Origin of the sequence: Streptomyces sp. NPDC006923 (assembly GCF_040635655.1) — a bacterium.
Taxonomy (GTDB): domain Bacteria; phylum Actinomycetota; class Actinomycetes; order Streptomycetales; family Streptomycetaceae; genus Streptomyces.
In genome coordinates, this window is record NZ_JBEYIF010000012.1 from 57903 (window position 1) to 81782 (window position 23880).

A 23880-nucleotide genomic window follows, 5' to 3' on the forward strand; every position below is an offset into this window, starting at 1 on the left:
CAGAGTAGCGAGTGGCCGCTCGGACGTGTCCGAAGTCAACCAGCCGCCGTCCACGGCGAGTAAGGGGTGCCCCGTCATCCGTACCGGATCGGCGGGCTGATCAGGGAAGCCCAGGGAGACCGCGCCGGGGAGGATGTCACACTGGACCGCATGGCTTACGACGATCTCCGCTCGCTGCTCCGGGCACTGGAGCGCGAGGGTGACCTCAAGCGCATCAAGGCCGAAGTCGACCCGTATCTGGAAGTCGGAGAGATCGTCGACCGGGTGAACAAGGCCGGCGGGCCCGCGCTGCTTTTCGAGAACGTCCGGGGTTCCTCGATGCCCCTGGCCATGAATGTGTACGGCACCGACCGGCGGCTGCTCAAGGCGCTCGGCCTCAGGTCGTACGCCGACATCAGCGAGAAGATCGGCGGCCTGCTCAAGCCGGAACTGCCGCAGGGCTTCATCGGAGTGCGCGAGGCATTCGGAAAGCTCGGCGCGATGACGCACGTACCGCCGAAGAAGGTCAAGGACGCGCCGGTCCAGGAAGTCGTCCTCACCGGTGACGACGTGGATCTGGACCAGCTCCCCGCGCTGTTCACCTGGCCGCAGGACGGCGGCTCCTTCTTCAACCTCGGTCTGACGCACACCAGGCACCCGGAGACCGGCGTCCGCAATCTCGGGCTCTACCGGCTCCAGCGCCATGACCGGCGCACCATCGGAATGCACTGGCAGATCCACAAGGACAGCCGCAATCACTACCAGGTGGCCGCGAAGCGCGGCGAACGGCTGCCCGTGGCGATCGCGTTCGGCTGCCCGCCGGCCGTGACCTATGCCTCCACGGCGCCGCTGCCCGGCGACATCGACGAGTACCTCTTCGCGGGTTTCGTGCAGGGCCGGCGGATCGAGATGGTCGACTGCAAGACCGTGCCGCTCCAGGTCCCGGCCAACGCCGAGGTCGTCATCGAGGGCTGGCTGGAGCCCGGCAAGACGCTGCCGGAGGGCCCGTTCGGTGACCACACCGGTTTCTACACGCCGCAGGAGCCGTTCCCGGCGCTCACCATCGACTGTGTGACGATGCGGAAGCGGCCGTTGCTCCAGTCGATCGTGGTGGGCAGGCCGCCCACGGAGGACGGCCCGCTGGGACGGGCGACGGAACGGTTCTTCCTGCCGCTGCTGAAGATCATCGTGCCGGACATCGTCGACTATCACCTGCCGGAGTCGGGCGGCTTCCACAACTGTGCGATCGTCTCGATCGACAAGAAGTACCCGAAGCACGCCCAGAAGGTGATGCACGCCATCTGGGGCGCGCACATGATGTCGCTGACCAAACTGATCGTGGTCGTCGACGCGGACTGCGATGTGCACGATCTGCACGAGGTGTCCTGGCGGGCGTTGGGCAACACGGACTACGCGCGCGATCTCACCGTCGTCGAAGGGCCGGTCGACCATCTCGACCACGCGTCCTATCAGCAGTTCTGGGGCGGCAAGGCGGGGATCGACGCGACGAGAAAGCTGCCCGAGGAGGGATACACCCGGGACGGCGGCTGGCCGGAGATGGTCGAGTCCGACCCGGAGATCGCCGACCGGGTGACAAAGCGTTGGAAGGAGTACGGGCTGTGACCGGCGAGGCCATTCTGGGCGAGGGCAGCGCGAAGGTGCCCGCTCCGCGCCATGGCGGAGGTGTACCGGCGTTTCTGCGGCTGGTGATGATCGAGCACTCGGTCTTCGCGCTGCCGTTCGCGTACATCGCCGCGCTGACCGCGATGTTCCAGCTCGACGGGAACATCCACTGGGGCCGGCTGCTGCTGGTCACGCTCGCCATGATCGGGCTGCGTACCTTCGCGATGGCCTGCAACCGGATCATCGACCGCGAGATCGACGCCCGCAACCCGCGGACCGCGGGCCGCGAGCTGGTGACGGGCGCGGTGTCGGTGCGGTCCGCGTGGACCGGTGCGCTGGTCGCCGTCGTGGTCTTCCTCGGTGCTGCCGCCGCGCTGAACCCGCTCTGCCTCGCCCTCGCGCCCATCGCGGTCATCCCGATGGTCGTCTATCCGTACGGGAAGAGGTTCACGAACTTCCCGCATGTGATTCTGGGCCTCGCCCAGGCCATAGGCCCGGTCGGAGCCTGGATCGCGATCACCGGGGCGTGGTCCTGGGACGCGGTGATCCTGGGCTTCGCCGTCGGGATCTGGATCGGCGGCTTCGATCTGATCTTCGCCTGCCAGGACGTCCAGGCGGACCGCGCGCACGGCGTGCTGTCCGTACCGGCCCGCTTCGGTATCCCGGCCGCGCTGTACGGGGCGCGCGCGGCCCACGCCGTGACCACGCTGCTGCTGGTCTGGTACGCGCTGGCCACCGACGCCGGAGTGGCCTTCTGGGCCGGTCTGGTGATCGTCGTGGCGGCCTTCCTCTATGAGCACACCATCGTGAAACCCCACGATCTGTCGCGGCTGAACAGGGCGTTCTTCAGCGTCAACGGCTTCATCGGGATCGCGCTGTTCGTCTGCGCGCTGCTGGATCTGCTGGCGCGCGGTCTGACGGTCTGACCGGACGCTCTCCCCGGCCCGGCGGTCAGCGCCCCGGCGCGGTGGCGGGCAGCCGCCTCCTGCGGAACAGGAACGCGGCCAGTATTCCGCCGATCAGTCCGAACAGATGGCCCTGCCAGCTAATGGCCGGATTGGTCGGCAGCACGCCCCACAGCGCGGAGCCGTACACCGCGAGAACGACCAGGCCGACCACGATGTCCCTCGCGCTCCGGTCGACGAAGCCGCGGACCAGCAGATAGCCCAGCAGGCCGAAGACCACCCCCGAGGCGCCCGCCGTGGTCGAGTTGTCGGCGGCGGTCAGCCAGACGCCGAGTCCCCCGAGCACCATGATCGTGAGGACCACGGCCGCGAAGCGGCGGAGACCGCTCAGCGCGGCGAGGAATCCGAGGACGAGCAGCGGCACGGTGTTGGAGGCGAGATGCCCGAAGCCGTGGTGCAGGAAGGCCATCGGGATCACATCGCGCAGCTCGCCGAACCGGCGCGGGCTGAGACCGTAGGTGTCCAGCGCCCCGGTCGCGGCGTCCACCGCCTCCAGCACCCAGAGCAGCGCGACCCAGCCGGCCATCACGGCCGCGGCCGCCTTCACCCGGCCGGCCCGGCTCCCCGCGGTCTTGTCGGTGGTCGGATGCGGCATGGCGGCCCCCTGAGGCCCACGGCGTCCGGAACGGGACGCGCGGTGTGCGGACATGGCTGGCGGTGCGAGCGGACGGGGACGCGCGACCCCGGCGGTCGCGGTCGTTCGCGCCCGCCCCTCGGGGAACGTCCCGGGCACGGTACTCGGTTCCGGCCGGGGGCCGCCGGATAGGCTCGGATCCGTGAAGCCCGGACAGTACACAGACCAGCAGGGCCCGCGACAGCCGAGGAGGCCCTGGGTCGTCGGGGTCTCCGGAGCGTCCGGCACGCCGTACGCCGCTGCCGTGCTGCGCGGGCTGCTGGACGCGGGGGAGAGCGTCGATCTCGTGGTGAGCAGGGCGTCGCGGCTGACCCTGCTGGACGAGACGGGGATCGCCTTCCGGGACGCGTACTGGCGGGACGATCTGCGGAGCTGGCTGGCGCGCGGCGCGGACGGCAAGCCGGACGCCTTCGTCCCCAACCTGCCGCCGGAGTCCGCGCCGGAGGCGCCGGGGAGCCTGCCGGGCGGCGCGCCGGACGTACGGCACTGGAGCGCCGGGGATCTGGCCGCGGGACCGTCCTCGGGGTCGTACCCGGTCAAGGGGATGCTGATCGTGCCGGCGTCCACCGCCTGTGTGGCCGGGGTGGCGCTCGGTCTGTCGAAGGATCTGCTCCAGCGGGCCGCGAGCGTGACGCTCAAGGAGCGGCGGAAGCTCGTGGTCGCGGTGCGGGAGACCCCGCTGAACGGGCAGACGCTGAAGCACCTGGTGACGCTGGACGAGGCGGGCGCCGTGGTGCTGCCCGCCTCTCCGGCGTTCTACGCGGGGGCGACGCACATCCAGGACCTGGTGGACTTCGTCGCCGGGCGGGTGCTCGACGCGGCGGGAGTGCCGCACCGGCTGTACCGCCGCTGGGAGGGGGAGCTCGGTGGCTCCCGCGGTGACGCGGACGGGCCCGGTGCCGTTCGCGGGCCCGCGAGGTGACGGGGTGAAGGGCGGCCGGGCCGGGGCCCGCCGGCCCGCCGGTCAGTGCTTCCTGGCGCGGCGGGGGGAGCGGTTGGCCTTGTCGACGCGCTGCGCGGCGGCCGGCTGGTGGGCACGCGAGCGGTTGGCCAGCTCCTGGAGCGCACGCATATGGGCGTAGGCCATCTCGATCGTGTACACGGTACGACTCACTCCTGACAGTGTGAAGAATTATCGTTGATCGTTCGAAAGATTCGCAGGGCTTCAGCCTTGCATGCCTTAGATTCTACACCTAATCTTGCGAGATCGCTGAACAATGGAAGGCTTCAGGCATATGGACGCCGTGGATAGGCAGCTCATCCAGGCCCTCAGAGAGAACGGCAGGGCCTCGTACGCCGAACTCGGCCGGCTCGTCGGGCTCTCCGGGCCCAGCGTCACCGATCGCATCAACCGCCTCGAAGCGGCGGGCGTCATCACGGGCTACCGCGCGACGGTCGACTCGGCCTCGCTCGGCCTCGGTGTCACCGCGCTGATCGGTATCTCGCTGTCCGACGCGGCCGACCACGAGGACGTGGCCCGCCGGATGCGTGACCTCGGAGAGATCGAGGACTGCTGGTTCATCGCGGGCGACGACTCGTACATGCTCAAGGTGCGGGCGAGCGACGTGGACGGCCTGGAGAAGACGATCGGCCGGCTGAGCGGTACGAAGGGCGTCTCCCGGACGCGCACCACCATCGTGCTCTCCACCAAGTGGGAGAACAGGGTCGGCGAACTGCCCGAGGAATGAGCCCGGCGGCGGGCCGGGGGCGGAGGCGGAGGGCCGTGTCCGTTCCGGCGCGCGGGGGAGCGTAGGCTCGACAGGCCCGATTGGTAGACGTATGGGAGGCGGCCGGTATGGACGCGGGGCTCAAGCGCGAGCTGGAGGAGAAGGTCCGGGCCGGTGAACGGCTGAGCCGCGAGGACGGTATCGCGCTGTACGCGTCGGACGACCTGGCCTGGCTCGGCGGTCTCGCCCACGAGGTGCGGACGCGCAAGAACGGCGACGTGGTCCACTTCAACGTCAACCGTCACCTCAATATGACCAATGTGTGCACCGCGTCCTGTGCGTACTGCTCGTTCCAGCGCAAGCCGGGCGAGAAGGACGCGTACACGATGCGCATCGAGGAGGCCGTCCGGCTCGCCAAGGCGATGGAGGGTGAGAACCTCACCGAGCTGCACATCGTCAACGGCCTCCACCCGACGCTGCCCTGGCGTTACTACCCGCGCTCGCTCAGCGCGCTCAAGGAGGCCCTCCCGCAGGTCTCCCTGAAGGCGTTCACCGCCACCGAGATCCACCACTTCGAGACGATCTCGGGGCTGTCGGCCTCCGACATCCTCGACGAACTGATCGACGCCGGGCTGGAGTCGCTGACCGGCGGCGGCGCCGAGATCTTCGACTGGGAGATCCGCCAGCACATCGTCGACCACAACACCCACTGGGAAGACTGGTCGCGCATTCACCGGCTCGCGCACTCGAAGGGGCTCAAGACCCCGTCGACGATGCTGTACGGGCACATCGAGGAGCCGCGCCACCGCGTCGACCATGTGCTGCGGCTGCGTGAACTCCAGGACGAGACCGGCGGTTTCCAGGTCTTCATCCCGCTGCGCTACCAGCACGACTTCGTGGACATGAAGGACGGCAAGATCCGCAACCGGCTCCAGGCCCGGACGACGATGGCCACGGGCGCGGAGGCGCTGAAGACCTTCGCGGTCTCCCGGCTGCTCTTCGACAACGTCCCGCATGTGAAGGTGTTCTGGGTGATGCACGGCGTCCAGACCGCGCAACTCGCCCTCCAGCACGGCGCGGACGACATGGACGGCTCGGTCGTGGAGTACAAGATCACGCACGACGCGGACAACTACGGCACGCCCAACAAGCTCGGCCGGGAGGACCTGCTCGACCTCATCCGGGACGCGGGCTTCCGTCCGGTCGAGCGCAACACCCGTTACGAGATCATCCGCGAGTACCCGGGGCCCGACGCGGACCGCCGCGAGTCCCCGCAGCCGATGCGCGTCTGAGGAGCCGGGGCAGTGGCACTCATATTCGAGCTGGATCCGCGGGTGGACCGCGCCCTGACCGACGGTCTCGTCGAGCTCTGGACGGATGTCTCCAACGCCGGCGGCGCCGTCGGATTCGTACCGCCGGTGACGGCCGACGACATACGGCCCGAGCTGGTCAGGCATCTCACCGCGATGGCCGAGGGCCGTTGCCGGCTGCTGGTCGGGTACGACGAGGAGGGCGCCGTCTCCGCGACGGCGTTCCTCACGCTCAACTCCCACCGGCTGATGCGGCACTGGCTCTGGGTCTACACCGTGATGGTCCACCCCAGGCACCAGGGCAGGGGGTACGGCCGCGAGCTGATGGCCGCGGCGGCGGACGCGGCCCGGGGCTTCGAGGGCATCGAGGCCCTCAGGCTCACCTGCCGCGGGGGCACGGGCGCGGACAGGTTCTACGCCTCGTGCGGTTTCAAGGAGGTCGGCCGGGTGCCCGACGCCATCCGCGTCGCCCCAGGTGACGACCGTGACGACATCACCATGCTGCTCCCCCTGAACCGGTACTGAACGGGGCGTGCTTCACTGTTCGGGCATGCCCTGCCCCGGGGGGAAGCGCCATGCGAGGCGTGGTGCGGTACGACACCAGGAACACCAGGAAGAGAGAAGGCCCGCTGTGACCGCTGCGAAGCCGAGCGCCACGATCCGTTACACCGCGATGCGCATCGGTATCTTCATGGGCTGCCTGGTCTTCGTCGCGCTCCTGGTCCACTTCGGGGTGCTGCCCAAGGGCCTCGGCGACTCCAACGTCGTCTGGGTGCTGCTGCTCGCCATCGTCATCTCCGCGCCGCTCAGCTTCGTCCTGCTGCGCAGGCAGCGTGACGAGATGTCCGAGCAGATCGTCACCAAGGTCGACGAGGCCAAGGCCAAGCTGGACGCCAGCCGGTCCCGGGAGGACCGCGCCGCCCAGTAGGCACCGCGTACGTCTTCTCCCAACCCCCTTCTCCCAGCCCCTCTCAATACCACCCCAGCGCGACACCCCGGCCCGGAGCCGTCCCTCCGGTGCCGGGGTGTTGTCGTTCCCGGTCCCGTGGACCGGGCGCGTCCGCTCCCGCAGGGGCCGGTCCCAAAGAAATACTTTGAGATACTCAAAGTTGAAGTGTTAATGTGTCGACATGAAGACAGCAGCGTGCCCCCACCACGGCGTGAGTTTCCCGCTTGTGGCGCGCCTGCATGTCGATCTCTGCCGCTGTCTGTCCGCGGTCTGTTGCCGCTCCGTCTGACCCGGCATCATTCAGCGGCGCCTTCCCTGACACACGGGCGCCGCACCTCTGTCCCCGTATTTCCCCGATACGTCATGTCTGGAGTGTGTTCGTGTCCGCGAATTCCGCGCCCCCCACGACCGAGAACCCGTCCGGCTCCGGTGCCGGCGCCCGCATACCGAAGGTCCCGTTCTGGGCCCAGATCGTCGCCGGTCTGATCCTCGGTGTCCTGCTCGGATGGCTCGCCCGCAGCCAGGACATCGGCTGGCTCTACACCACCCTCGACAAGGTCGGCGGAATCTTCGTCCAGCTTCTGAAGCTGGCCGTCGCGCCGCTGGTCTTCTTCGCGATCCTGGTGTCGATCACCAATCTGCGCAAGGTCGACAACGCCGCCCGGCTGGCCTCCCGCACCTTGCTCTGGTTCATGATCACGTCACTGATCGCGGTCGCCGTCGGCCTGGTGATCGGCCTGATCACCAACCCGGGGGCGGGCACCGGCCTCACTCCGAAGGACGGCAAGGCGCCGCACAACACCGGCTCCTGGATCGACTTCCTGACCGGCATCGTGCCGACCGACGTCATCACGCCCTTCACCGAACTGAACGTGCTGCAGATCGTCTTCATGGCCGCCGTCGCGGGCATCGCCGCGCTCAAGCTCGGCGACCGGGCCATGCCGGTCCTCGCGCTGAGTGAGGCCGTGCTGGAACTGCTCCAGAAGGCGCTGTGGTGGGTCATCCGGCTCGCTCCGATCGGCACGATCGGCCTGATCGGCTTCGCCATCGCCGACTACGGCTGGGACCTCATCGGCAAGTACGCGACCTTCACCGCCGATGTCTACATCGGCTGCGCGATCGTCCTCTTCGGTGTCTATCCGCTGCTGCTGGCGACGGCCGCCAAGGTCAACCCGCTCCAGTTCTACAAGGGCGCCTGGCCCGCGATCCAGCTCGCCTTCGTCTCGCGTTCCTCCGTCGGGACGATGCCAGTCACCCAGAAGGTCACCGAGCGGCTGGGCGTCCCGAAGGAGTACACGTCCTTCGCCGTGCCGTTCGGCGCGACGACCAAGATGGACGGCTGCGCCGCCATCTACCCGGCGCTCGCCGCGATCTTCATCGCGCAGATCTTCGATGTGCAGCTCGGCGTCCAGGACTATCTGCTGATCGCCTTCGTCTCGGTCGTCGGCTCGGCCGCCACCGCCGGTCTCACCGGCGCGACGGTCATGCTGACGCTGACGCTCTCCACGCTGGGCCTCCCGCTGGAGGGCGTGGGCCTGCTGATGGCGATCGACCCGATCCTGGACATGATGCGTACGGCCACGAATGTCGCGGGCCAGGCGCTGGTCCCGGTCGTCGTCGCGGCGCGCGAGAAGATCCTCGACCATGACGCGTACAACTCGGCCTCGGCCTCGCCCGTGGACGACGTCGACAGCGACAGGGCCGAGCCCAGGGTGAACGTCCCGGTCGCCGCCTGACGGGCCGCCGCACTGGGACGGGCCTCCTCCTCCGGACACGGGGGAGGAGGCCCGTCCGCGTGCCCCGCCCGGCGGTCCCGGACCGGCACCGACGAGCACGGGACAGCCCTTAGGCTGGTCCGGCTCGGGGGTCGTGGGGTGGGAGGAAGCCTGACGTGGGTGCGGTAAGTGCCGTGGAGAACACGGGAGTTCGCAGGGCGAGACGGATGCCCCGGGCGGAACGCGAGCGGCAGATGATGGCCGCCGCCGTGCGGACCTTCGGCCGGCGCGGGTACCGGGCCGCTTCGATGGATGAGATAGCGGAGCTGGCGGGTGTCTCGAAACCGCTGGTGTATCTCTATCTGAACTCGAAGGAGGAACTCTTCACCGCCTGTGTACGGCAGGAGGCGGCGGCCCTTCTCGCGGCGGTGGAGGCGGGTGTCGATCCGGGGCAGCCAGCCGACCGGCAGCTCTGGTCGGGGCTCACGGCGTTCTTCAGCCATACGGCGGAGCACCCGGACGGCTGGGTGGTGCTGAACCGGCAGGCGCGTACGCAGGGCGAGCCGTTCGCGGGCGAGGTCGCCGGGCTGCGGGACGAACTGGTCGCGTTGGTCGCCGGACTGATCGCCGCGGCGGCCCGCGAGGCGCGCGCCGCCTGCCCGGCCTCCGCCGGATCCGGCCCGGCGGACCTGGCCGGCCGGGAGCTGCCCGGCCAGGACTTGACCGGACTGGCGCAGGCGCTGGTGGGGGCGGCCGAGTCGCTCGCCGGATGGGCGAACGAGACACCGGGCGTCTCGCCCGAGGAGGCCGCGGCGACGCTGATGAACTTCGCCTGGACGGGCCTCGGGAACCTCCTGGACGGGGAGCGCTGGCCGCCGCCGTCGGCGCGGTGACGCGGTCGGTGGGCCGCGCCCGGCCGGCCGCGCCGCTCCCGCTCCCGGTTCCGGTTCCGGTTCCGGTTCCGGTGAGGAAACGGCCGGGTGCTGTGCCGGAGACGTGCAGATGGCGGACGGCCATTGTCCTGATTCCCCGCGCGGTCATACATTCACGAGTCGCCCTCGCGGGGGCGGCCGTGCGAGCCGCCGTACGGCCACCGCGCGAGCCGTCCGTACGACCTGTTCCCGCACGACCTGTTCCCGCACGACCCTCTGTGTTCCGCAGAGCCGCTGAGACGAGGAGCCGCACGTGTCCTTCGCCGTGTCCGCCGACGCCCAGTCCCCGTCCGTATCGCCGGTCGAGCCCGAGAAGGTGTTGGTGGACGGGGTCGTCAGGGAGGTGTCCGTACCGCCGCTGGTGCCGCCCGCCGGACGCGGCTCACTCGCCGACATCCCCTTCGACAACGCACGCGAGGCCCCGGCCGAGGCCGTCATCAGCCGCAAGGGGCCGGACGGCGGCTGGCGGGACCTCTCGGCCGCCGCCTTCGCGGATGAGGTGCGGGCCGTGGCCAAAGGACTGGTGGCGCAGGGTCTGCGGCCCGGCGACCGGCTCGTGATCATGTCCCGCACCACCTATGAGTGGACCCTGCTCGACTTCGCGGCCTGGGCGGCGGGGCTGGTCACGGTGCCCATCTATCCGACCTCCTCCGCCTTCCAGGCCCGCTGGATCCTCCAGGACTCGGGCGCGGTCGCCTGTGTGGTGGAGGACAGGCAGCAGGCACTGCTGATCGGACAGGAACGCAAGCAGCTCCCCGGGCTCACCCATCTCTGGACGTTCGACTCGGGGGCGGTCGAGGAGCTGCGCGCGGCGGGCGAGGACACCCCGGACGAAGCCGTGGACGCGCGCCGCGCCGCGCTCGGCCCGGAGTCCGTGGCGACCCTGATCTACACCTCGGGGACCACCGGCCGGCCCAAGGGCTGCGTCATCACGCACGCCAACTTCTTCGCCGAGGTGGACAACGCCGTCGAACTGCTCCACCCGGCCTTCAGGTCGGTGACCAACGAGCCCGTCTCCACCCTGCTCTTCCTGCCGCTCTCGCATGTCCTCGGGCGGATGGTCGCGATCGGCTGTCTGCGCGCCCGGATGCGGCTCGGGCACGCTCCCTCCATCAGGACGGAGGACCTGCTCGCGGATCTGGCCGCCTTCCGCCCGACCTTCCTGCTGGCCATCCCGTATGTCCTGGAGAAGATCTACAACACCGGCCGCGCCACCGCCGAGAAGATGGGCCGGGTCTCGTCCTTCGACCGCGCGGCGCGGATCGCCCGGCAGTACGGCGAGGCCGTGGAGGCGGCGGAACACGGCACCGGCCCCGGGCCCTCGTTCGGCCTGCGGACCGCCCGCGCGCTGTACGACCCGCTGGTCTACCGGCGTATCAGGGCCGCGCTCGGCGGCCGGGTGAAGTACGCGATCTGCGGCGGCTCCCCGCTGGGGCGCAGGCTGGCCTCGTTCTACGCGGGAGCGGGCATCGAGATCTTCGAGGGATACGGCATGACCGAGACCACGGCCGCCTCGACCGTCACCCCGCCGCTCAGGCCCCGGCTGGGCACGGTGGGCTGGCCGCTGCCCGGCACGGCGGTACGGATAGCCGACGACGGAGAGGTGCTGCTGCGCGGCGGGCAGCTCTTCGCCGGCTACTGGGACGCGGAGCGCGGCGAGGCGGTACGGGAGCCGGATCCGGAGCAGGGATCCGGCTGGGGGTGGGGGCAGGAGTCCCAGGACGGCTGGTTCGCGACGGGCGATCTGGGCGCGCTGGACGACGACGGCTATCTCACGATCACCGGCCGGAAGAAGGACATCATCATCACCTCGGGCGGCAAGAACGTCATGCCGACCCCGCTGGAGGACTGGGTGCGCGCCCATCCGCTGGTCAGCCAGTGCATGGTGGTCGGCGACAACCGCTCGTACGTCGCCGCCCTGATCACCCTGGAGCCGGACGGACTGGCCCACTGGCGGCGGATGAAGAAGAAGCAGGATGTGCCACTGGCCGCCCTGGCCGAGGACGACGAACTGCGCGGGGCGCTCCAGCGGGCGATAGACGAGGCCAACCGGCTGGTCTCCCGCGCCGAGTCGATCCGCCGCTTCCGCGTGCTGACGGTCGACTTCACCGAGGCGGCGGGCCATCTGACGCCCTCGCTGAAGATGAGGCGATCGGCCATCGCGGAGGACTTCGCGACGGAGATCGAACAGCTCTACGAGCGGTGAGGCGTGCTGCCTCGGACCCGCCGCCGGGCCGTCCGGCGGCCGGCCACGGGCAGGAGCCCTGCTTCCCCACCCGAGTGGGGGAGCAGGGCTCCTTGGGTACTGCTACTCACGTTGTTCGCGATCACCTGACCGGGCAACTAGGCCGGGGTGACGTTCTCCGCCTGCGGGCCCTTGGGGCCCTGGGTGACGTCGAAGTTCACGACCTGGTTCTCCTCGAGGGAGCGGAAGCCGGTCGCGTTGATCGCGGAGTAGTGGACGAAGACATCCGGGCCGCCGCCGTCCTGGGCGATGAAGCCGAAGCCCTTTTCAGCGTTGAACCACTTGACGGTTCCGGTAGCCATAAGCCCTCCTTGGGCCAAAGGGTTGCCCTGCTCCAGAACCTGCAAACAAGTCTGAAAAACAAAAGCCTGCGGGTCACATGCTCCGCAGGCTCTGTACTGCAAGGGAAACCAAACTGCAACTTGCGGCGAGCCTAGCACGCAGCGTGTGCGCAGCGGTAGAGGGAAAGATCACTTCACCCGGACGTTTGATAAGGGCTTGACGTGCTGACGAACCGCGCCCCCGGGGCTGCCCCGCGTACGCCGCGGGTCTAGCCTCGCGATGTGGACAGTCCAGTGGAAAACACAGCGACAGAAGCGGTAGAAGCAGCGGCGGAAGAAGCAGCGCGGGCGGCCGAATCCGCCGGAGCCGACGGAAACGCCCGATCCGCGGGGGACGACAGAACCGGCCACGGCCGGAGCCGGCCACGTGTCGGCCATATCCAGTTCCTGAACTGTCTGCCTCTCTATTGGGGACTCGCCAGGACCGGAACCCTGCTCGATCTGGAGCTGACGAAGGACACCCCGGAGAAACTCAGCGAACAGCTCGTGCGCGGCGAGCTGGATATCGCCCCCGTCACCCTGGTGGAATTCCTCCGCAACGCCGACGAGCTTGTCGCCTTTCCCGATCTCGCGGTCGGCTGCGACGGGCCCGTCATGTCCTGCGTGATCGTGTCGCAGGTCCCGCTGGACCAGCTCGACGGCGCCCGGGTGGCCCTCGGTTCCACCTCCCGCACCTCGGTACGGCTGGCACAGCTCCTGCTGACCGAGCAGTACAAGGTGGAGCCGGACTACTACACCTGCCCGCCGGACCTCGGCCTGATGATGCAGGAGGCGGAGGCGGCCGTCCTGATCGGGGACGCCGCGCTGCGCGCCTCGCTGCACGACGCGCCGCGGCTCGGTCTCCAGGTCCACGATCTCGGGCTGATGTGGAAGGAGTGGACCGGCCTGCCGTTCGTCTTCGCGGTGTGGGCGGCCCGCAAGGACTACGAGGCGCGCGAGCCGGCGGTCGTGCGCAAGGTGCACGAGGCGTTCCTCGCGTCCCGCGATCTGTCCCTGGAGGAGGTCGCGAAGGTCGCCAAGCAGGCGGCGCGCTGGGAGTCCTTCGACGCGGAGCTGCTGGAGCGCTACTTCACGACGCTCGACTTCCGCTTCGGGCCCGAACAGCTCGCGGGCGTCACGGAGTTCGCGCGCCGGACCGGGCCGACGACGGGGTTCCCGGCCGATGTGCGGGTGGAACTGCTCAGAGGCTGAACGGAGCGCGGGCCCGCCGGGTCAGTCCGTGTCTCCCGGCGGGCCGGCGGGTCCGGGGCCGCGCCCGCGCCTGCGCGGGGCCCCGCCTCCCGCCGGGACGACGCACCGGAGGAGGTGTCAGAGCGCTGGCGTAGGCTGGATCGGTCGTCACAGCCCCCTGGGGAAGGACCCGCACCGGTGACCGAGAAGGCCGATCTCACGTCCGAACACGTCACTGGCGTCCTCGACCGTGCCGCCGCGGGTGGCCGCGTCACCCCCGAGGAGGCGCTGGTCCTGTACCGCTCGGCGCCGCTGCACGCGCTGGGCGCCGCGGCCGACGCGGTGCGCCGCCGCCGGTACGCCGGGACCGAGCACATCGCGACGTACATCATCGAGCGGAACATCAACTACACCAACGTCTGTGTGACGGCCTGCAAGTTCTGCGCGTTCTACGCCGCGCCCAAGGACACCGCCAAGGGCTGGAGCCGCGACCTCGACGACATCCTGCGCCGCTGCGCCGAGACCGTCGAGCTGGGCGGTACACAGATCATGTTCCAGGGCGGACACCACCCCGACTACGGCGTGGAGTACTACGAAGAGCACTTCGCGGCGATCAAGAAGGCGTTTCCGCAGCTTGTCATCCACTCCCTCGGCGCCTCCGAGGTGGAGCACATGGCGCGGATCTCCAAGGTCTCCGTCGAGGAGGCGATCCGGCGGATCCACGCCGCCGGGCTCGACTCCTTCGCGGGCGCCGGCGCGGAGCTGCTGCCCGCGCGGCCGCGCAAGGCGATCGCACCGCTCAAGGAGTCCGGCGAGCGCTGGCTGGAGATCATGGAGACCGCCCACGGGCTGGGTGTCGAGTCGACCTCCACGATGCTCATGGGCACGGGCGAGACCAACGCCGAGCGCATCGAGCACCTCCGGATGATCCGCGACGTACAGGACCGGACGGGCGGCTTCCGCGCGTTCATCCCGTACACCTACCAGCCCGAGAACAACCATCTGAAGGGCCAGACGCAGGCCACGCTCTTCGAGTACCTGCGCATGATCGCGATCGCCCGGATCTTCCTCGACAACGTCGCCCACATCCAGGGCTCCTGGCTGACCACGGGCAAGGAGGTCGGCCAGTTGTCGCTGCACTACGGCGCGGACGACCTCGGCTCGATCATGCTGGAGGAGAACGTCGTGTCGTCGGCCGGAGCCAGGCACCGCTCCAACCGGCTGGAGATCATCGACCTGATCCGCAAGGCGGGCCGGGTCCCGGCGCAGCGCGCCACCACGTACGAGCACCTCGTCGTGCACGACGACCCGGCGAACGACCCGGTCGACGACCGCGTGGTCTCGCACATCTCGTCGACGGCCATCGAGGGCGGCACGGCCCATCCCGAGCTGAAGCTGCTCAGCACCAACTGACCCCGCCGTGCTGACTATTCACCGGGCCGGACTGCTGCTGCCGGGGGCCGGGCGAGAGCCCGTGCCCGGCGGCGCGGTGCTGGTCGAGGGACGGCAGATCGCCGCCGTCGGTCCGTACGGGAAGCTGGCGGCCCTGAGCCCGGCGGCCCGGGTCCGGAGCTGGCCGGGGATCATCACGCCCGGGCTGTGCAATCCGTACGGCCCCGAGCTGCTGGAGCGGGCCTACCACCCCGATCCGCGTGAGGCCGGCGAGCTGGGCACCGAGCCCCTCACCGGCGAGGCGCTCGCCGAGCTGGAGATGACGGACACCCGGTGGGGAGCGAGCGCGCGGCGCGGCCTCCAGCGGATGCTGGCGCACGGCACGGTGGCGGTCGCCGGAGAGCTGCGGCGGGACACTGTGCTGGACGCGGTGGCACGGGTGGGGCTGAGGGCCGGGAAACGCCTCACCGGTCCGCCGGGGCCGCCCACGCTCGACCCCTTCGCGGGACGGCCGCCCGAGGAGGCGTTCCACGGCGCCGTGCTGGAGGGCGAGGGACTCGACGCGGACTTCGCGGTGTTCGCCGTGGAGCCGGCCGGCGATCCTCGCGCGGCGCTGGCCGGGCGCGGGGCGGGCAGTTGCGTCGCCACCGTCCTCGGCGGCCGGCTGGTCCACCGGCGCGCGTGACTCCGGGGCCGCCTGCGAGAATGGCGCGCGTACCGCGACCGAGGTGCGGCGCGCCGGGGACCGTCCGCGCCGCACCGGACCCCAGACAAGCGAGGCCGACGCCGTGACCCGGGCAACCCTGGACAAGCAGCCGCACGAAGTCGCGTCGATGTTCGACGACGTGGCGGCGAACTACGACCTCACCAACGACGTGCTGTCGCTCGGCCAGGCCAGGCTGTGGCGCAGGGAGGTCGCCAGGGCCGTGCGCGCCCGCCCGGCGGAGAAGGTCCTGGACCTGGCGGCGGGCACCGCCACCTCCTCGCTGCCGTTCGCCGCGACCGGTGCGTATGTCGTGCCCTGCGACTTCTCCCAGGGCATGCTGCGGGAGGGCAAGAAGCGGCACTCCTGGATGCCGTTCACGGCAGGGGACGCGACACGGCTGCCGTTCGCCGATGAGGTCTTCGACGCGGTGACGATCTCCTTCGGGCTGCGCAATGTCCAGGACACGGATCTCGCGCTGCGTGAGCTGTACCGGGTGACCAAGCCCGGCGGCCGTGTGGTGATCTGCGAGTTCTCGCATCCGACCTGGGCGCCGTTCAGGACGGTCTACACGGAGTATCTGATGCGCGCGCTGCCGCCGGCCGCGCGGGCCGTCTCCTCCAACCCCGACGCGTACGTCTATCTCGCCGAGTCGATCCGGGCCTGGCCCGATCAGCCCGCCCTGGCGGCGCGGCTGCGGGACGCGGGCTGGTCCAAGGTGGCCTGGCGCAATCTGACGGGCGGGATCGTGGCGCTGCACCGGGGCGTACGGGCCTGAGCGTACGGGCCTGAATGTACGGCCGGCGGCCGGGCCGGCTCCCCGGCCGGAGCGTCAGAGCGCCAGCCGGAAGCAGTACGCCTCCTGGCCCGAGCCCGGCGGCACATAGGTCTCCGCCGCCGCCATGCCCAGCCGCCGGGTCACCGCGAGGGACCGGGTGTTGCGGGAGTTCACCAGGGCCACGACCTCGCCGACGCCCGCCGCGCGCACCCGCTCCAGGGTGGTCCGCGCGGCGGCGGTGGCGTAACCGCGGCCCCAGTGCCCCCGGCCGAGCCGCCAGCCGATCTCGATCTCCCCGACCGGCCCGTAGGACTGGTGCGGCCACGGCTGCGCGCCGGTGAAGCCGATGACCTCGCCGTGGTCGTCCAGCATCGTCCAGAGGCAGAAGCCGTGCACGGCGTCGTGCCTGCGCTGGCGGGCGGTCAGCTCTTCGTACACCGACATCTCCGCCGCCGCTCCGCCGTGGAACTCCATCACCTCGGGATCGTCGAACACCCGGTGCCAGGCGAGCGCGTCCTCCTCCGTGGGGACACGGAGCTGGACCACGGGGAGCGGCTTGGTCATGTTGCTCACGGGGGCAGCCCTTCAACTGGTGGATCAGTACGCACCCATAGACTGCACACGTCGAGTGCCGTCCGGTACGCAATTTCGAGTCTTCGGGAGAACCCGCTGTGACCGAGCCCCTCTCCGAAAACACCGCAGATGTGATCGTCGTCGGGGCCGGCCCTGCGGGCTCCACGACCGCGTACTACCTCGCCAAGGCGGGCCTGGACGTGCTGCTGCTGGAGAAGACGGCGTTCCCGCGCGAGAAGGTCTGCGGTGACGGTCTGACCCCGCGGGCCACCAAACAGCTGGTGTCGATGGGCATTGACATCTCGGAAGAAGCCGGCTGGCTGCGCAACAAGGGCCTGCGGATCATCGGCGGCGGTGTACGGCTCCAGCTCGACTGGCCGGATCTCGCCAGTTACCCGGACTACGGACTGGTCCGCAAGCGCGACGACTTCGACGAACAGCTCGCCAGGCAGGCGCAGAAGGCCGGCGCGCGGCTGTACGAGCGGTGCAATGTCGGGGCGCCGATCACCGACGAGCGCACCGGCCGTATCACCGGTGTGCACGCCAAGCTCGGCGAGGAGAAGACACCGGTCACCTTCCACGCGCCGCTGGTCGTCGCCGCGGACGGCAACTCGACCCGGCTGTCGCTCGCGATGGGGCTGCACCGGCGTGAGGACCGGCCGATGGGCGTCGCCGTCCGTACGTACTTCACCTCGCCCCGCCACGACGACGACTATCTGGAGTCCTGGCTGGAGCTGTGGGACCGGCGCGGCCCCGGCGAGGACCGGCTGCTGCCCGGCTACGGCTGGATCTTCGGTATGGGCGACGGCACGTCCAATGTCGGCCTGGGCGTCCTCAACACCTCCGACTCCTTCAAGGAGCTGGACTGGCGGGAGGTGCTCAAGGCGTGGTGCGCGTCGATGCCGGAGGACTGGGGCTACACCCCGGAGAACATGACGATGCCGATCCGCGGTGCCGCGCTGCCGATGGCGTTCAACCGCCAGCCGCACTACACCAAGGGTCTGTTGCTGGTCGGTGACGCGGGCGGGCTGGTCAATCCGTTCAACGGCGAGGGCATCGCGTACGCCATGGAGTCGGGCCAGATCGCGGCCGATGTCATCGTCCAGGCGCATGCCCGTGCCACGCCCGCGCAGCGCGAGCTGGCCCTGCACCACTATCCGAAGATCCTCAAGGACACCTACGGCGGCTACTACACGCTGGGCCGCGCGTTTGTGAAGCTGATCGGCAACCCGAAGGTCATGAAGATCGCGACGCAGCGCGGTCTGACGCATCCGCTGCTGATGAAGTTCACGCTGAAGATGCTGGCGAATCTGACGGACCCGACGGGCGGCGACGCCATGGACCGCATCATCAACGGCCTCTCCAAGGTGGCTCCGAAGGCCTGAGGTACGGACGGCGGCGGCGCGGCGCCGGAGCACCGCCGCCGCACGGGATCCGCTCCGGCATCACACGTCGGTCCACTCGCGCAGCGCCGTCCGGTTGTCGAACCGGCCGAGGTTGGTGTCGACGGGGCTGTCGGTGTACTGGTGGAACTTCCACGCGGCCTTGATGCGGGGCTTTCCCGCGGTGACGTAGTCGGCGATCCAGAGGGCGTCGCCCGCGTTGCTGGTGGTGTCGCGGTTGAGCCAGTAGTACTGGCCGCAGTACAGCCCGACCCGGTGGGTGGCGCCGCGCAGCCGCTTCACCTCCGCGAGGAACGCGTCCTTCTGGGCGCAGGAGACCCCGTCGTCCTCCCAGTCGGCGAAGAGCGGGTCGCCCTCGATGCTGGCGCACTCCTCGACGAAGTACGCGGCCTGCGCCTTCATGCTGCCGGGACGCAGGAAGTGGTAGAAGCCGACGACCAGCCCGGCGGCGCGGGCGCGGGCGGCCTGCGCGGTCATGCGCGGGTTGATGTACGACGTGCCCTCGGTGGCCTTGACGAATACGAAGTCGAGGCCGGCGGTGCTGTAGGTCGAGCTCTGGTAGGACGAAACATCGATGCCTTTTACCGTCATGGGTGGTGCCTCCTGGGCTGAAGCACGCCCGCGGTCGCGGGGTGGTTCCCGGGGCTTCTACCCACTGGCCGTTGGCATCAGTTCGGCCTGGCGGTGAAGGCCCGTCTCATGCTCAGGGGCCCGGGTCGGCGCGGACAGCCCGGCCTTCTTCACAAGAGGCGTCAAAGTGAACGAATAAGACAAAAGCCCGCATCCCCCCGAGCGGGTTGCGGGCTTTCGTCATATCGGTTGTATCGCTACCGCGGCGTTTTGTGTCAGAGGACGCGGACCGCGCCGCTCGGCTGGTCCCAGTCCAGAGACCTGAGGACCACACCGGTGCTGGGGTTCTGCGCGCCGACGAACTGGCCGCCGCCCACATAGATGCCCACGTGGTAGGCGCTGCCCGCGCCGCCCCAGTAGAGGATGTCGCCCGCCTGGAGGTTGCTCAGGGAGACCTGGGTGCCGGCCGTCGACTGGTCGCCGGAGACCCGGGGGAGGTCGATGCCGATCTGGCGGTACGCGGCCTGGACGAGGCCGGAGCAGTCCCACGCGTTGGGGCCCGTGCCGCCCATGACGTAGGCGTCGCCGACCTGCGCCTTGACGAAGGAGACGAGCGCGGCGGCCGATCCGGTGGCCTGGGAGGTGCTCGGCGCGGCGGCGCGGGCGCCGGAGTCGGAGCTGGAACCGGAGCTCTTGGAGACCGCGGCGAGCGTAGTGCGCTCGGCGGACCGGGAGGCGCGCTCGGCGGACGCGGCCTTGGCGCGAGCCGCCTCCTCGGCCTTCTTCTTCTTTTCCTTCGCCGTGCGCTCCGCCTCGGCCTTGGCCTTCTTGGCGGTCTCGGCGGCCTTGGTGGCGGCCGCGTCTTCCTGGGCACGTGACTCGATGGCGAGCGCGATCTGCTGCGTCGCGTCGGCGGACCGTTCGAAGCTGCTCGCGAGCCCGGAGGTGAGCGTCGGCATTTCGATGGTCTCGGTCACAGGCTCGGCGTTCGCCGGGGCGGCGGCACCGGCTACCGCGATGGTGCTGAGTACGCCACCGGCAACTCCGGCGCGGAAGGCGACCTTCGACGCTCTCCGGCGGGGCTTCCGGTGGCTGGGTATGTGAGCGGTGTGGGACATGAGTACTACGGCTATCAGGCGTGCCCGGGTTGCCGTCAAGGGACGTGTGTTGCGCCACAGTTACTTTCGGAATATCTGAATCCGCTTAGCAGCGACCTTTATTGACGCCGTAAGGGTCAAATCGGGCATCAGTGATCATGGACGTGATCACGGGCTTTCCGAGAAACGTCCGAATTGCCCGCCACTTACCACCCCTTCACCTCCATGGCCAAGCCCGCTTCTTCTGTGGATGGGGTGGAGTGGTAGGGGTCACAGGGTGGCCGGGGCCCGGAGGGCGGACGCGCCGCGGAACCGCCCCGGACGGCCGCGCGAGTGAAAACGCCGGCCGGTCACGGTGCGGATCTGGTCGGTCACGGGTCCGTCTGGTGGCCTCGTGAACGCGCGCACGTGTCCACATCGGTCCCCGCGTGCCCCTCGCCCGGGTGAGGTGCTTCCCCTTATCACTCGAAAGCGTTCCACCGCCAATTTGCTTGCACGGGCCATCCCTTGGTAGGCCGCACGCCTTCTACCAGCACTGATGGGCCCGGATGTCACATATGGTGACCGGGCTGCCGCTTTGCGTGCGAAGGGCACCGCTCATCCGGCTTCATGATCCTTCGCGCGGTGGTGGAGATCACAAAGGCGGTGTCGTATCCCGTGTCGCAGATCACAGACCGACAGGCATAGGATGCGGGGCAGTCGGGCTTGTGAACTGCCTCACATGTAGACGATCTTCAAGGATCTTCGGCATTCTCCGGCGAGGCGGTGACGTGGTTGCCCGGTGCGGTCCAACGGTCAAGGACGACTGGAAGGAGCTGAGGGGCGTGAATGCCTACGCACCCATCCTCGTGCTCGGCGCCCTCGGGGCTGGGTTTGCGATCTTCTCCGTGGTCATGGCCACGCTTATCGGCCCAAAAAGGTACAACCGGGCGAAACTTGAAGCGTACGAGTGTGGCATCGAGCCCACGCCGACGCCGGCCGGAGGCGGCCGTTTCCCGATCAAGTACTACCTGACGGCGATGCTCTTCATCGTCTTCGACATCGAGATCGTCTTCCTTTACCCCTGGGCCGTCACCTTCGACTCCCTGGGGATTTTCGGGCTCGTGGAGATGCTGCTCTTCGTGCTCACCGTCTTCGTCGCCTACGCGTATGTGTGGCGGCGCGGCGGTCTGGAATGGGACTAAAGGGGCTGAGGGGCCACCAATGGGACTCGAAGAGAAGCTGCCGAGCGGTTTTCTGCTGACCACCGTCGAACAGGCCTCGGGCTGGGTGCGGAAGTCGTCCGTCTTCCCCGCCACCTTCGGCCTCGCCTGCTGCGCCATCGAGATGATGACGACCGGCGCGGGGCGGTACGACCTGGCGCGGTTCGGTATGGAGGTCTTCCGCGGTTCGCCGCGCCAGGCCGATCTGATGATCGTGGCCGGGCGGGTGAGCCAGAAGATGGCGCCCGTTCTCCGGCAGGTCTATGACCAGATGCCCAACCCCAAGTGGGTGATCTCCATGGGGGTTTGCGCATCATCGGGTGGAATGTTCAACAATTACGCGATTGTGCAGGGTGTTGACCACATTGTCCCAGTAGACATCTATTTGCCGGGCTGTCCGCCGCGCCCCGAAATGCTGATGGACGCGATTCTCAAGCTCCACCAGAAGATCCAGGGCACCAAGCTCGGGGTCAACGCGGAGGAAGCGGCCCGTGAGGCGGAGGAAGCGGCCCTCAAGGCGCTCCCGTTGATCGAGATGAAGGGGCTGCTGCGGTGAGCGACGAGCAGCGAACGGGAAACAACGTCCCCACCCCGCGCGACGACACCGGCGAGGTCATCGGCGTACGGAAGGGCATGTTCGGCGCCCGCAACGGCGGAGACACCTCCGGCTACGGCGGTCTCGTACGGACGGTCACCCTGCCGGGCGCGTCCGCCCGGCCGTACGGCGGCCCCGGCGGCGTCTTCGACGAGATCGCCGACGAGCTCGAAGGCGCTCTGGAGGAGCAGGGCCTCGTCCCGGGCAACGCCATCGAGAAGACGGTCGTCGACCGCGCCGAACTCACCTTCCACATCGCGCGCGAGCATCTCGTCCAGGTCGCGCGCACCCTGCGCGACGACCCGGCGCTGCGCTTCGAGCTCTGTACCGGCGTGTCGGGCGTCCACTTCCCCGGCGACAAGGGCCGTGAGCTGCACGCCGTCTACCATCTGCGGTCACTCACGCACGGCCGGCTGATCCGGCTGGAGGTGTCCGCCCCGGACGCCGACCCGCATGTGCCGTCCCTGGTCGCGGTCTATCCGACCAACGACTGGCACGAGCGCGAGACGTACGACTTCTTCGGCCTGATCTTCGACGGCCACCCCGCCCTGACCCGGATCATGATGCCGGACGACTGGCAGGGCTTCCCGCAGCGCAAGGACTATCCGCTCGGCGGGATCGCCGTCGAGTACAAGGGCGCCCAGATCCCGGCTCCGGACCAGCGGAGGTCGTACTCCTGATGTCTGCTCCCCACGCAACGCCCCGTGCGACGACCGAGGGCACCGTATACACCGTCACCGGCGGGGACTGGGACGAGGTCGTCCAGTCCGCGGCCAAGGCGGACGACGAGCGGATCGTCGTCAACATGGGTCCCCAGCACCCCTCCACCCACGGAGTGCTGCGGCTGATCCTGGAGATCGAGGGCGAGACCGTCACCGAGGCCCGCTGCGGCATCGGCTATCTGCACACCGGTATCGAGAAGAACCTCGAATTCCGCAACTGGACGCAGGGCACCACCTTCGTCACGCGCATGGACTATCTGACGTCGTTCTTCAACGAGACGGCGTACTGCCTGGGCGTGGAGAAGCTGCTCGGTATCGAGGACGAGATCCCGGACCGGGCCACCGTCCTGCGCGTGCTGCTGATGGAGCTGAACAGGCTCTCCTCGCACCTGGTCTGCATCGCCACCGGCGGTATGGAACTGGGCGCGACGACGATCATGATCTACGGCTTCCGCGATCGTGAACTGATTCTCGACGCCTATGAGCTGATCACCGGCCTGCGGATGAACCACGCGTTCATCCGGCCCGGCGGACTCGCCCAGGATCTTCCTCCGGGCGCCGTCGACGCGCTGCGCGAGCTGCTGAGGACCCTGCGGAAGAACCTGCCGGAGTACGACAAGCTCGCCACCGGCAACCCCATCTTCAAGGCCCGCATGCAGGACGTCGGCTATCTCGACCTGGCCGGCTGCATGGCGCTGGGCGCCACCGGACCGATCCTGCGCTCCGCCGGTCTCCCGCACGACCTGCGCAGGTCCGACCCGTACTGCGGCTACGAGACCTACGAGTTCGACGTCCCGACCGCCGAGACCTGCGACGCGTACGGCCGCTTCCTGATCCGTCTGGAGGAGATGCGGCAGTCGCTGCGCATCGTCGAACAGTGCCTGGACCGGCTGGAGCCGGGCCCGGTGATGGTCGGTGACAAGAAGATCGCCTGGCCGGCGCAGCTCGCGCTCGGCCCGGACGGACTGGGCAACTCGCTCGACCACATCAAGAACATCATGGGCACGTCCATGGAGGCTCTGATCCATCACTTCAAGCTGGTGACGGAGGGCTTCCGGGTGCCGCCGGGGCAGGCGTACGCCGCCGTGGAGTCGCCCAAGGGCGAACTCGGCGCGCATGTCGTCTCCGACGGAGGCACGCGCCCCTACCGGGTCCACTTCCGTGACCCGTCCTTCACCAATCTGCAGTCCATGGCGGCGATGTGCGAGGGCGGCCAGGTCGCCGATGTCATCGTCGCCGTGGCGTCCATCGACCCCGTGATGGGAGGCGTCGACCGGTGACAGTCACACCGTCCAGTTCCGAGGTCAGCTTGGGG

25 protein-coding genes are annotated in these 23880 nt (G+C 69.3%); 19 read left to right on the plus strand and 6 right to left on the minus strand.

Going from position 1 to position 23880, the window contains the following annotated elements; all coding sequences use genetic code 11:
* The first annotated feature begins 150 nt into the window (after positions 1–150).
* Positions 151–1602, plus strand: a complete 1452-nt coding sequence (locus ABZ707_RS23535; RefSeq protein ID WP_360178344.1) for a menaquinone biosynthesis decarboxylase — start codon at positions 151–153, stop codon at positions 1600–1602.
* Complete coding sequence (mqnP, locus tag ABZ707_RS23540; protein WP_360178347.1) at positions 1599–2528, plus strand: menaquinone biosynthesis prenyltransferase MqnP; 930 nt, start codon at positions 1599–1601, stop codon at positions 2526–2528. The genes ABZ707_RS23535 and mqnP overlap by 4 nt, the downstream gene beginning before the upstream one ends.
* Before the next feature lie 25 nt (positions 2529–2553).
* Here the strand turns inward: mqnP and ABZ707_RS23545 are convergent, their stop codons facing one another.
* A complete protein-coding gene (locus tag ABZ707_RS23545) occupies positions 2554–3093 on the minus strand; it encodes a rhomboid family intramembrane serine protease (protein ID WP_360178707.1) in 540 nt (179 codons plus the stop codon).
* 250 nt (positions 3094–3343) lie between these two features.
* Here ABZ707_RS23545 and ABZ707_RS23550 point away from each other — a divergent pair, with 250 nt between their 5' ends.
* Positions 3344–4123, plus strand: coding sequence for a UbiX family flavin prenyltransferase (locus ABZ707_RS23550; RefSeq protein WP_360178350.1), 780 nt, complete (start codon positions 3344–3346; stop codon positions 4121–4123).
* Between the two features lie 42 nt (positions 4124–4165).
* Here ABZ707_RS23550 and ABZ707_RS23555 read toward each other — a convergent pair whose 3' ends face one another.
* Positions 4166–4315 carry a hypothetical protein gene (locus tag ABZ707_RS23555; RefSeq protein ID WP_360178353.1) on the minus strand — a complete coding sequence of 50 codons (150 nt, stop codon included), beginning with the start codon at positions 4313–4315 and terminating at the stop codon, positions 4166–4168.
* 121 nt (positions 4316–4436) lie between these two features.
* Between ABZ707_RS23555 and ABZ707_RS23560 the strand changes: the two genes are divergently transcribed.
* The 7 genes from ABZ707_RS23560 (at position 4437) to ABZ707_RS23590 (ending at position 11980) form a co-directional block, all read left to right on the plus strand.
* A complete protein-coding gene (locus ABZ707_RS23560; RefSeq protein ID WP_319679941.1) occupies positions 4437–4889 on the plus strand; it encodes an Lrp/AsnC family transcriptional regulator in 453 nt (150 codons plus the stop codon).
* Positions 4890–4996: 107 nt separating this feature from the next.
* Positions 4997–6160, plus strand: coding sequence for an aminofutalosine synthase MqnE (gene mqnE / locus ABZ707_RS23565; RefSeq protein WP_360178357.1), 1164 nt, complete (start codon positions 4997–4999; stop codon positions 6158–6160).
* 12 nt (positions 6161–6172) lie between these two features.
* Positions 6173–6703 (plus strand): GNAT family N-acetyltransferase, encoded by a 531-nt coding sequence (locus tag ABZ707_RS23570; RefSeq protein WP_360178360.1) that lies wholly within the window; start codon positions 6173–6175, stop codon positions 6701–6703.
* A 106-nt stretch (positions 6704–6809) separates the two neighbouring features.
* Positions 6810–7106, plus strand: coding sequence for a DUF4229 domain-containing protein (locus ABZ707_RS23575; protein WP_360178363.1), 297 nt, complete (start codon positions 6810–6812; stop codon positions 7104–7106).
* A gap of 401 nt (positions 7107–7507) precedes the next feature.
* Complete coding sequence (locus ABZ707_RS23580; protein WP_360178366.1) at positions 7508–8863, plus strand: dicarboxylate/amino acid:cation symporter; 1356 nt, start codon at positions 7508–7510, stop codon at positions 8861–8863.
* Positions 8864–9069: 206 nt separating this feature from the next.
* Positions 9070–9735: a TetR/AcrR family transcriptional regulator gene (locus tag ABZ707_RS23585; protein WP_360178369.1), complete on the plus strand. Its 666-nt coding sequence runs from the start codon at positions 9070–9072 to the stop codon at positions 9733–9735.
* Positions 9736–10027: 292 nt separating this feature from the next.
* Positions 10028–11980: an AMP-binding protein gene (locus ABZ707_RS23590; RefSeq protein WP_360178372.1), complete on the plus strand. Its 1953-nt coding sequence runs from the start codon at positions 10028–10030 to the stop codon at positions 11978–11980.
* Between the two features lie 137 nt (positions 11981–12117).
* On the opposite strand, the gene ABZ707_RS23595 is transcribed toward ABZ707_RS23590, so the two are convergent.
* A complete protein-coding gene (locus tag ABZ707_RS23595; RefSeq protein WP_017948713.1) occupies positions 12118–12321 on the minus strand; it encodes a cold-shock protein in 204 nt (67 codons plus the stop codon).
* A 417-nt stretch (positions 12322–12738) separates the two neighbouring features.
* Between ABZ707_RS23595 and ABZ707_RS23600 the strand changes: the two genes are divergently transcribed.
* The 4 genes from ABZ707_RS23600 to ABZ707_RS23615 all read left to right on the plus strand — a co-directional run bounded on the left by ABZ707_RS23600 (position 12739) and on the right by ABZ707_RS23615 (position 16403).
* Complete coding sequence (locus ABZ707_RS23600) at positions 12739–13551, plus strand: menaquinone biosynthesis protein (protein WP_360178710.1); 813 nt, start codon at positions 12739–12741, stop codon at positions 13549–13551.
* A gap of 177 nt (positions 13552–13728) precedes the next feature.
* Positions 13729–14943, plus strand: coding sequence for a cyclic dehypoxanthinyl futalosine synthase (gene mqnC, locus ABZ707_RS23605; protein ID WP_360178375.1), 1215 nt, complete (start codon positions 13729–13731; stop codon positions 14941–14943).
* A gap of 7 nt (positions 14944–14950) precedes the next feature.
* The gene (locus tag ABZ707_RS23610; RefSeq protein ID WP_360178378.1) at positions 14951–15607 is read left to right on the plus strand and encodes a hypothetical protein; all 657 of its coding nucleotides are present in this window, start codon (positions 14951–14953) and stop codon (positions 15605–15607) included.
* 103 nt (positions 15608–15710) lie between these two features.
* Positions 15711–16403, plus strand: a complete 693-nt coding sequence (locus ABZ707_RS23615; protein WP_360178381.1) for a demethylmenaquinone methyltransferase — start codon at positions 15711–15713, stop codon at positions 16401–16403.
* Between the two features lie 54 nt (positions 16404–16457).
* Here the strand turns inward: ABZ707_RS23615 and ABZ707_RS23620 are convergent, their stop codons facing one another.
* Entirely contained in the window at positions 16458–16967 is a 510-nt protein-coding gene (locus ABZ707_RS23620) for a GNAT family N-acetyltransferase (RefSeq protein ID WP_360178713.1), read from the minus strand.
* Positions 16968–17074: 107 nt separating this feature from the next.
* Between ABZ707_RS23620 and ABZ707_RS23625 the strand changes: the two genes are divergently transcribed.
* Entirely contained in the window at positions 17075–18361 is a 1287-nt protein-coding gene (locus ABZ707_RS23625) for a geranylgeranyl reductase family protein (RefSeq protein ID WP_319679949.1), read from the plus strand.
* A gap of 60 nt (positions 18362–18421) precedes the next feature.
* Here ABZ707_RS23625 and ABZ707_RS23630 read toward each other — a convergent pair whose 3' ends face one another.
* Both ABZ707_RS23630 and ABZ707_RS23635 read right to left on the minus strand, forming a co-directional pair.
* Positions 18422–18970 (minus strand): glycoside hydrolase family 25 protein, encoded by a 549-nt coding sequence (locus tag ABZ707_RS23630; RefSeq protein ID WP_360178384.1) that lies wholly within the window; start codon positions 18968–18970, stop codon positions 18422–18424.
* 254 nt (positions 18971–19224) lie between these two features.
* Positions 19225–20067, minus strand: coding sequence for a C40 family peptidase (locus ABZ707_RS23635; RefSeq protein ID WP_360178387.1), 843 nt, complete (start codon positions 20065–20067; stop codon positions 19225–19227).
* An 803-nt stretch (positions 20068–20870) separates the two neighbouring features.
* Here ABZ707_RS23635 and ABZ707_RS23640 point away from each other — a divergent pair.
* The 4 genes from ABZ707_RS23640 to ABZ707_RS23655 are packed head-to-tail and all read left to right on the plus strand — an operon-like array spanning position 20871 to position 23845.
* On the plus strand, positions 20871–21230 hold the full coding sequence (locus ABZ707_RS23640) for an NADH-quinone oxidoreductase subunit A (RefSeq protein WP_030379754.1): 360 nt from the start codon (positions 20871–20873) through the stop codon (positions 21228–21230).
* Between the two features lie 19 nt (positions 21231–21249).
* Positions 21250–21804, plus strand: a complete 555-nt coding sequence (locus tag ABZ707_RS23645; protein ID WP_319679952.1) for an NADH-quinone oxidoreductase subunit B family protein — start codon at positions 21250–21252, stop codon at positions 21802–21804.
* Positions 21801–22523, plus strand: a complete 723-nt coding sequence (locus tag ABZ707_RS23650) for an NADH-quinone oxidoreductase subunit C (protein WP_360178392.1) — start codon at positions 21801–21803, stop codon at positions 22521–22523. Before ABZ707_RS23645 ends, ABZ707_RS23650 begins: the two co-directional genes overlap by 4 nt.
* The gene (locus tag ABZ707_RS23655) at positions 22523–23845 is read left to right on the plus strand and encodes an NADH-quinone oxidoreductase subunit D (RefSeq protein ID WP_360178395.1); all 1323 of its coding nucleotides are present in this window, start codon (positions 22523–22525) and stop codon (positions 23843–23845) included. The genes ABZ707_RS23650 and ABZ707_RS23655 overlap by 1 nt, the downstream gene beginning before the upstream one ends.
* The last annotated feature ends 35 nt before the right edge of the window (positions 23846–23880 follow it).

Coding starts and splice junctions, on each gene's coding strand:
- ABZ707_RS23535 (WP_360178344.1), top strand. CDS start 151: ATGGCTTACGACGATCTCCGCTCGCTGCTCCGGGCACTGGAGCGCGAG.
- ABZ707_RS23545 (WP_360178707.1), bottom strand. CDS start 3,093: ATGGCCGGCTGGGTCGCGCTGCTCTGGGTGCTGGAGGCGGTGGACGCC.
- ABZ707_RS23560 (WP_319679941.1), top strand. CDS start 4,437: ATGGACGCCGTGGATAGGCAGCTCATCCAGGCCCTCAGAGAGAACGGC.
- mqnE (WP_360178357.1), top strand. CDS start 4,997: ATGGACGCGGGGCTCAAGCGCGAGCTGGAGGAGAAGGTCCGGGCCGGT.
- ABZ707_RS23585 (WP_360178369.1), top strand. CDS start 9,070: ATGCCCCGGGCGGAACGCGAGCGGCAGATGATGGCCGCCGCCGTGCGG.
- ABZ707_RS23595 (WP_017948713.1), bottom strand. CDS start 12,321: ATGGCTACCGGAACCGTCAAGTGGTTCAACGCTGAAAAGGGCTTCGGC.
- ABZ707_RS23620 (WP_360178713.1), bottom strand. CDS start 16,967: ATGACCAAGCCGCTCCCCGTGGTCCAGCTCCGTGTCCCCACGGAGGAG.
- ABZ707_RS23630 (WP_360178384.1), bottom strand. CDS start 18,970: ATGACGGTAAAAGGCATCGATGTTTCGTCCTACCAGAGCTCGACCTAC.
- ABZ707_RS23635 (WP_360178387.1), bottom strand. CDS start 20,067: ATGTCCCACACCGCTCACATACCCAGCCACCGGAAGCCCCGCCGGAGA.
- ABZ707_RS23645 (WP_319679952.1), top strand. CDS start 21,250: ATGGGACTCGAAGAGAAGCTGCCGAGCGGTTTTCTGCTGACCACCGTC.
- ABZ707_RS23655 (WP_360178395.1), top strand. CDS start 22,523: ATGTCTGCTCCCCACGCAACGCCCCGTGCGACGACCGAGGGCACCGTA.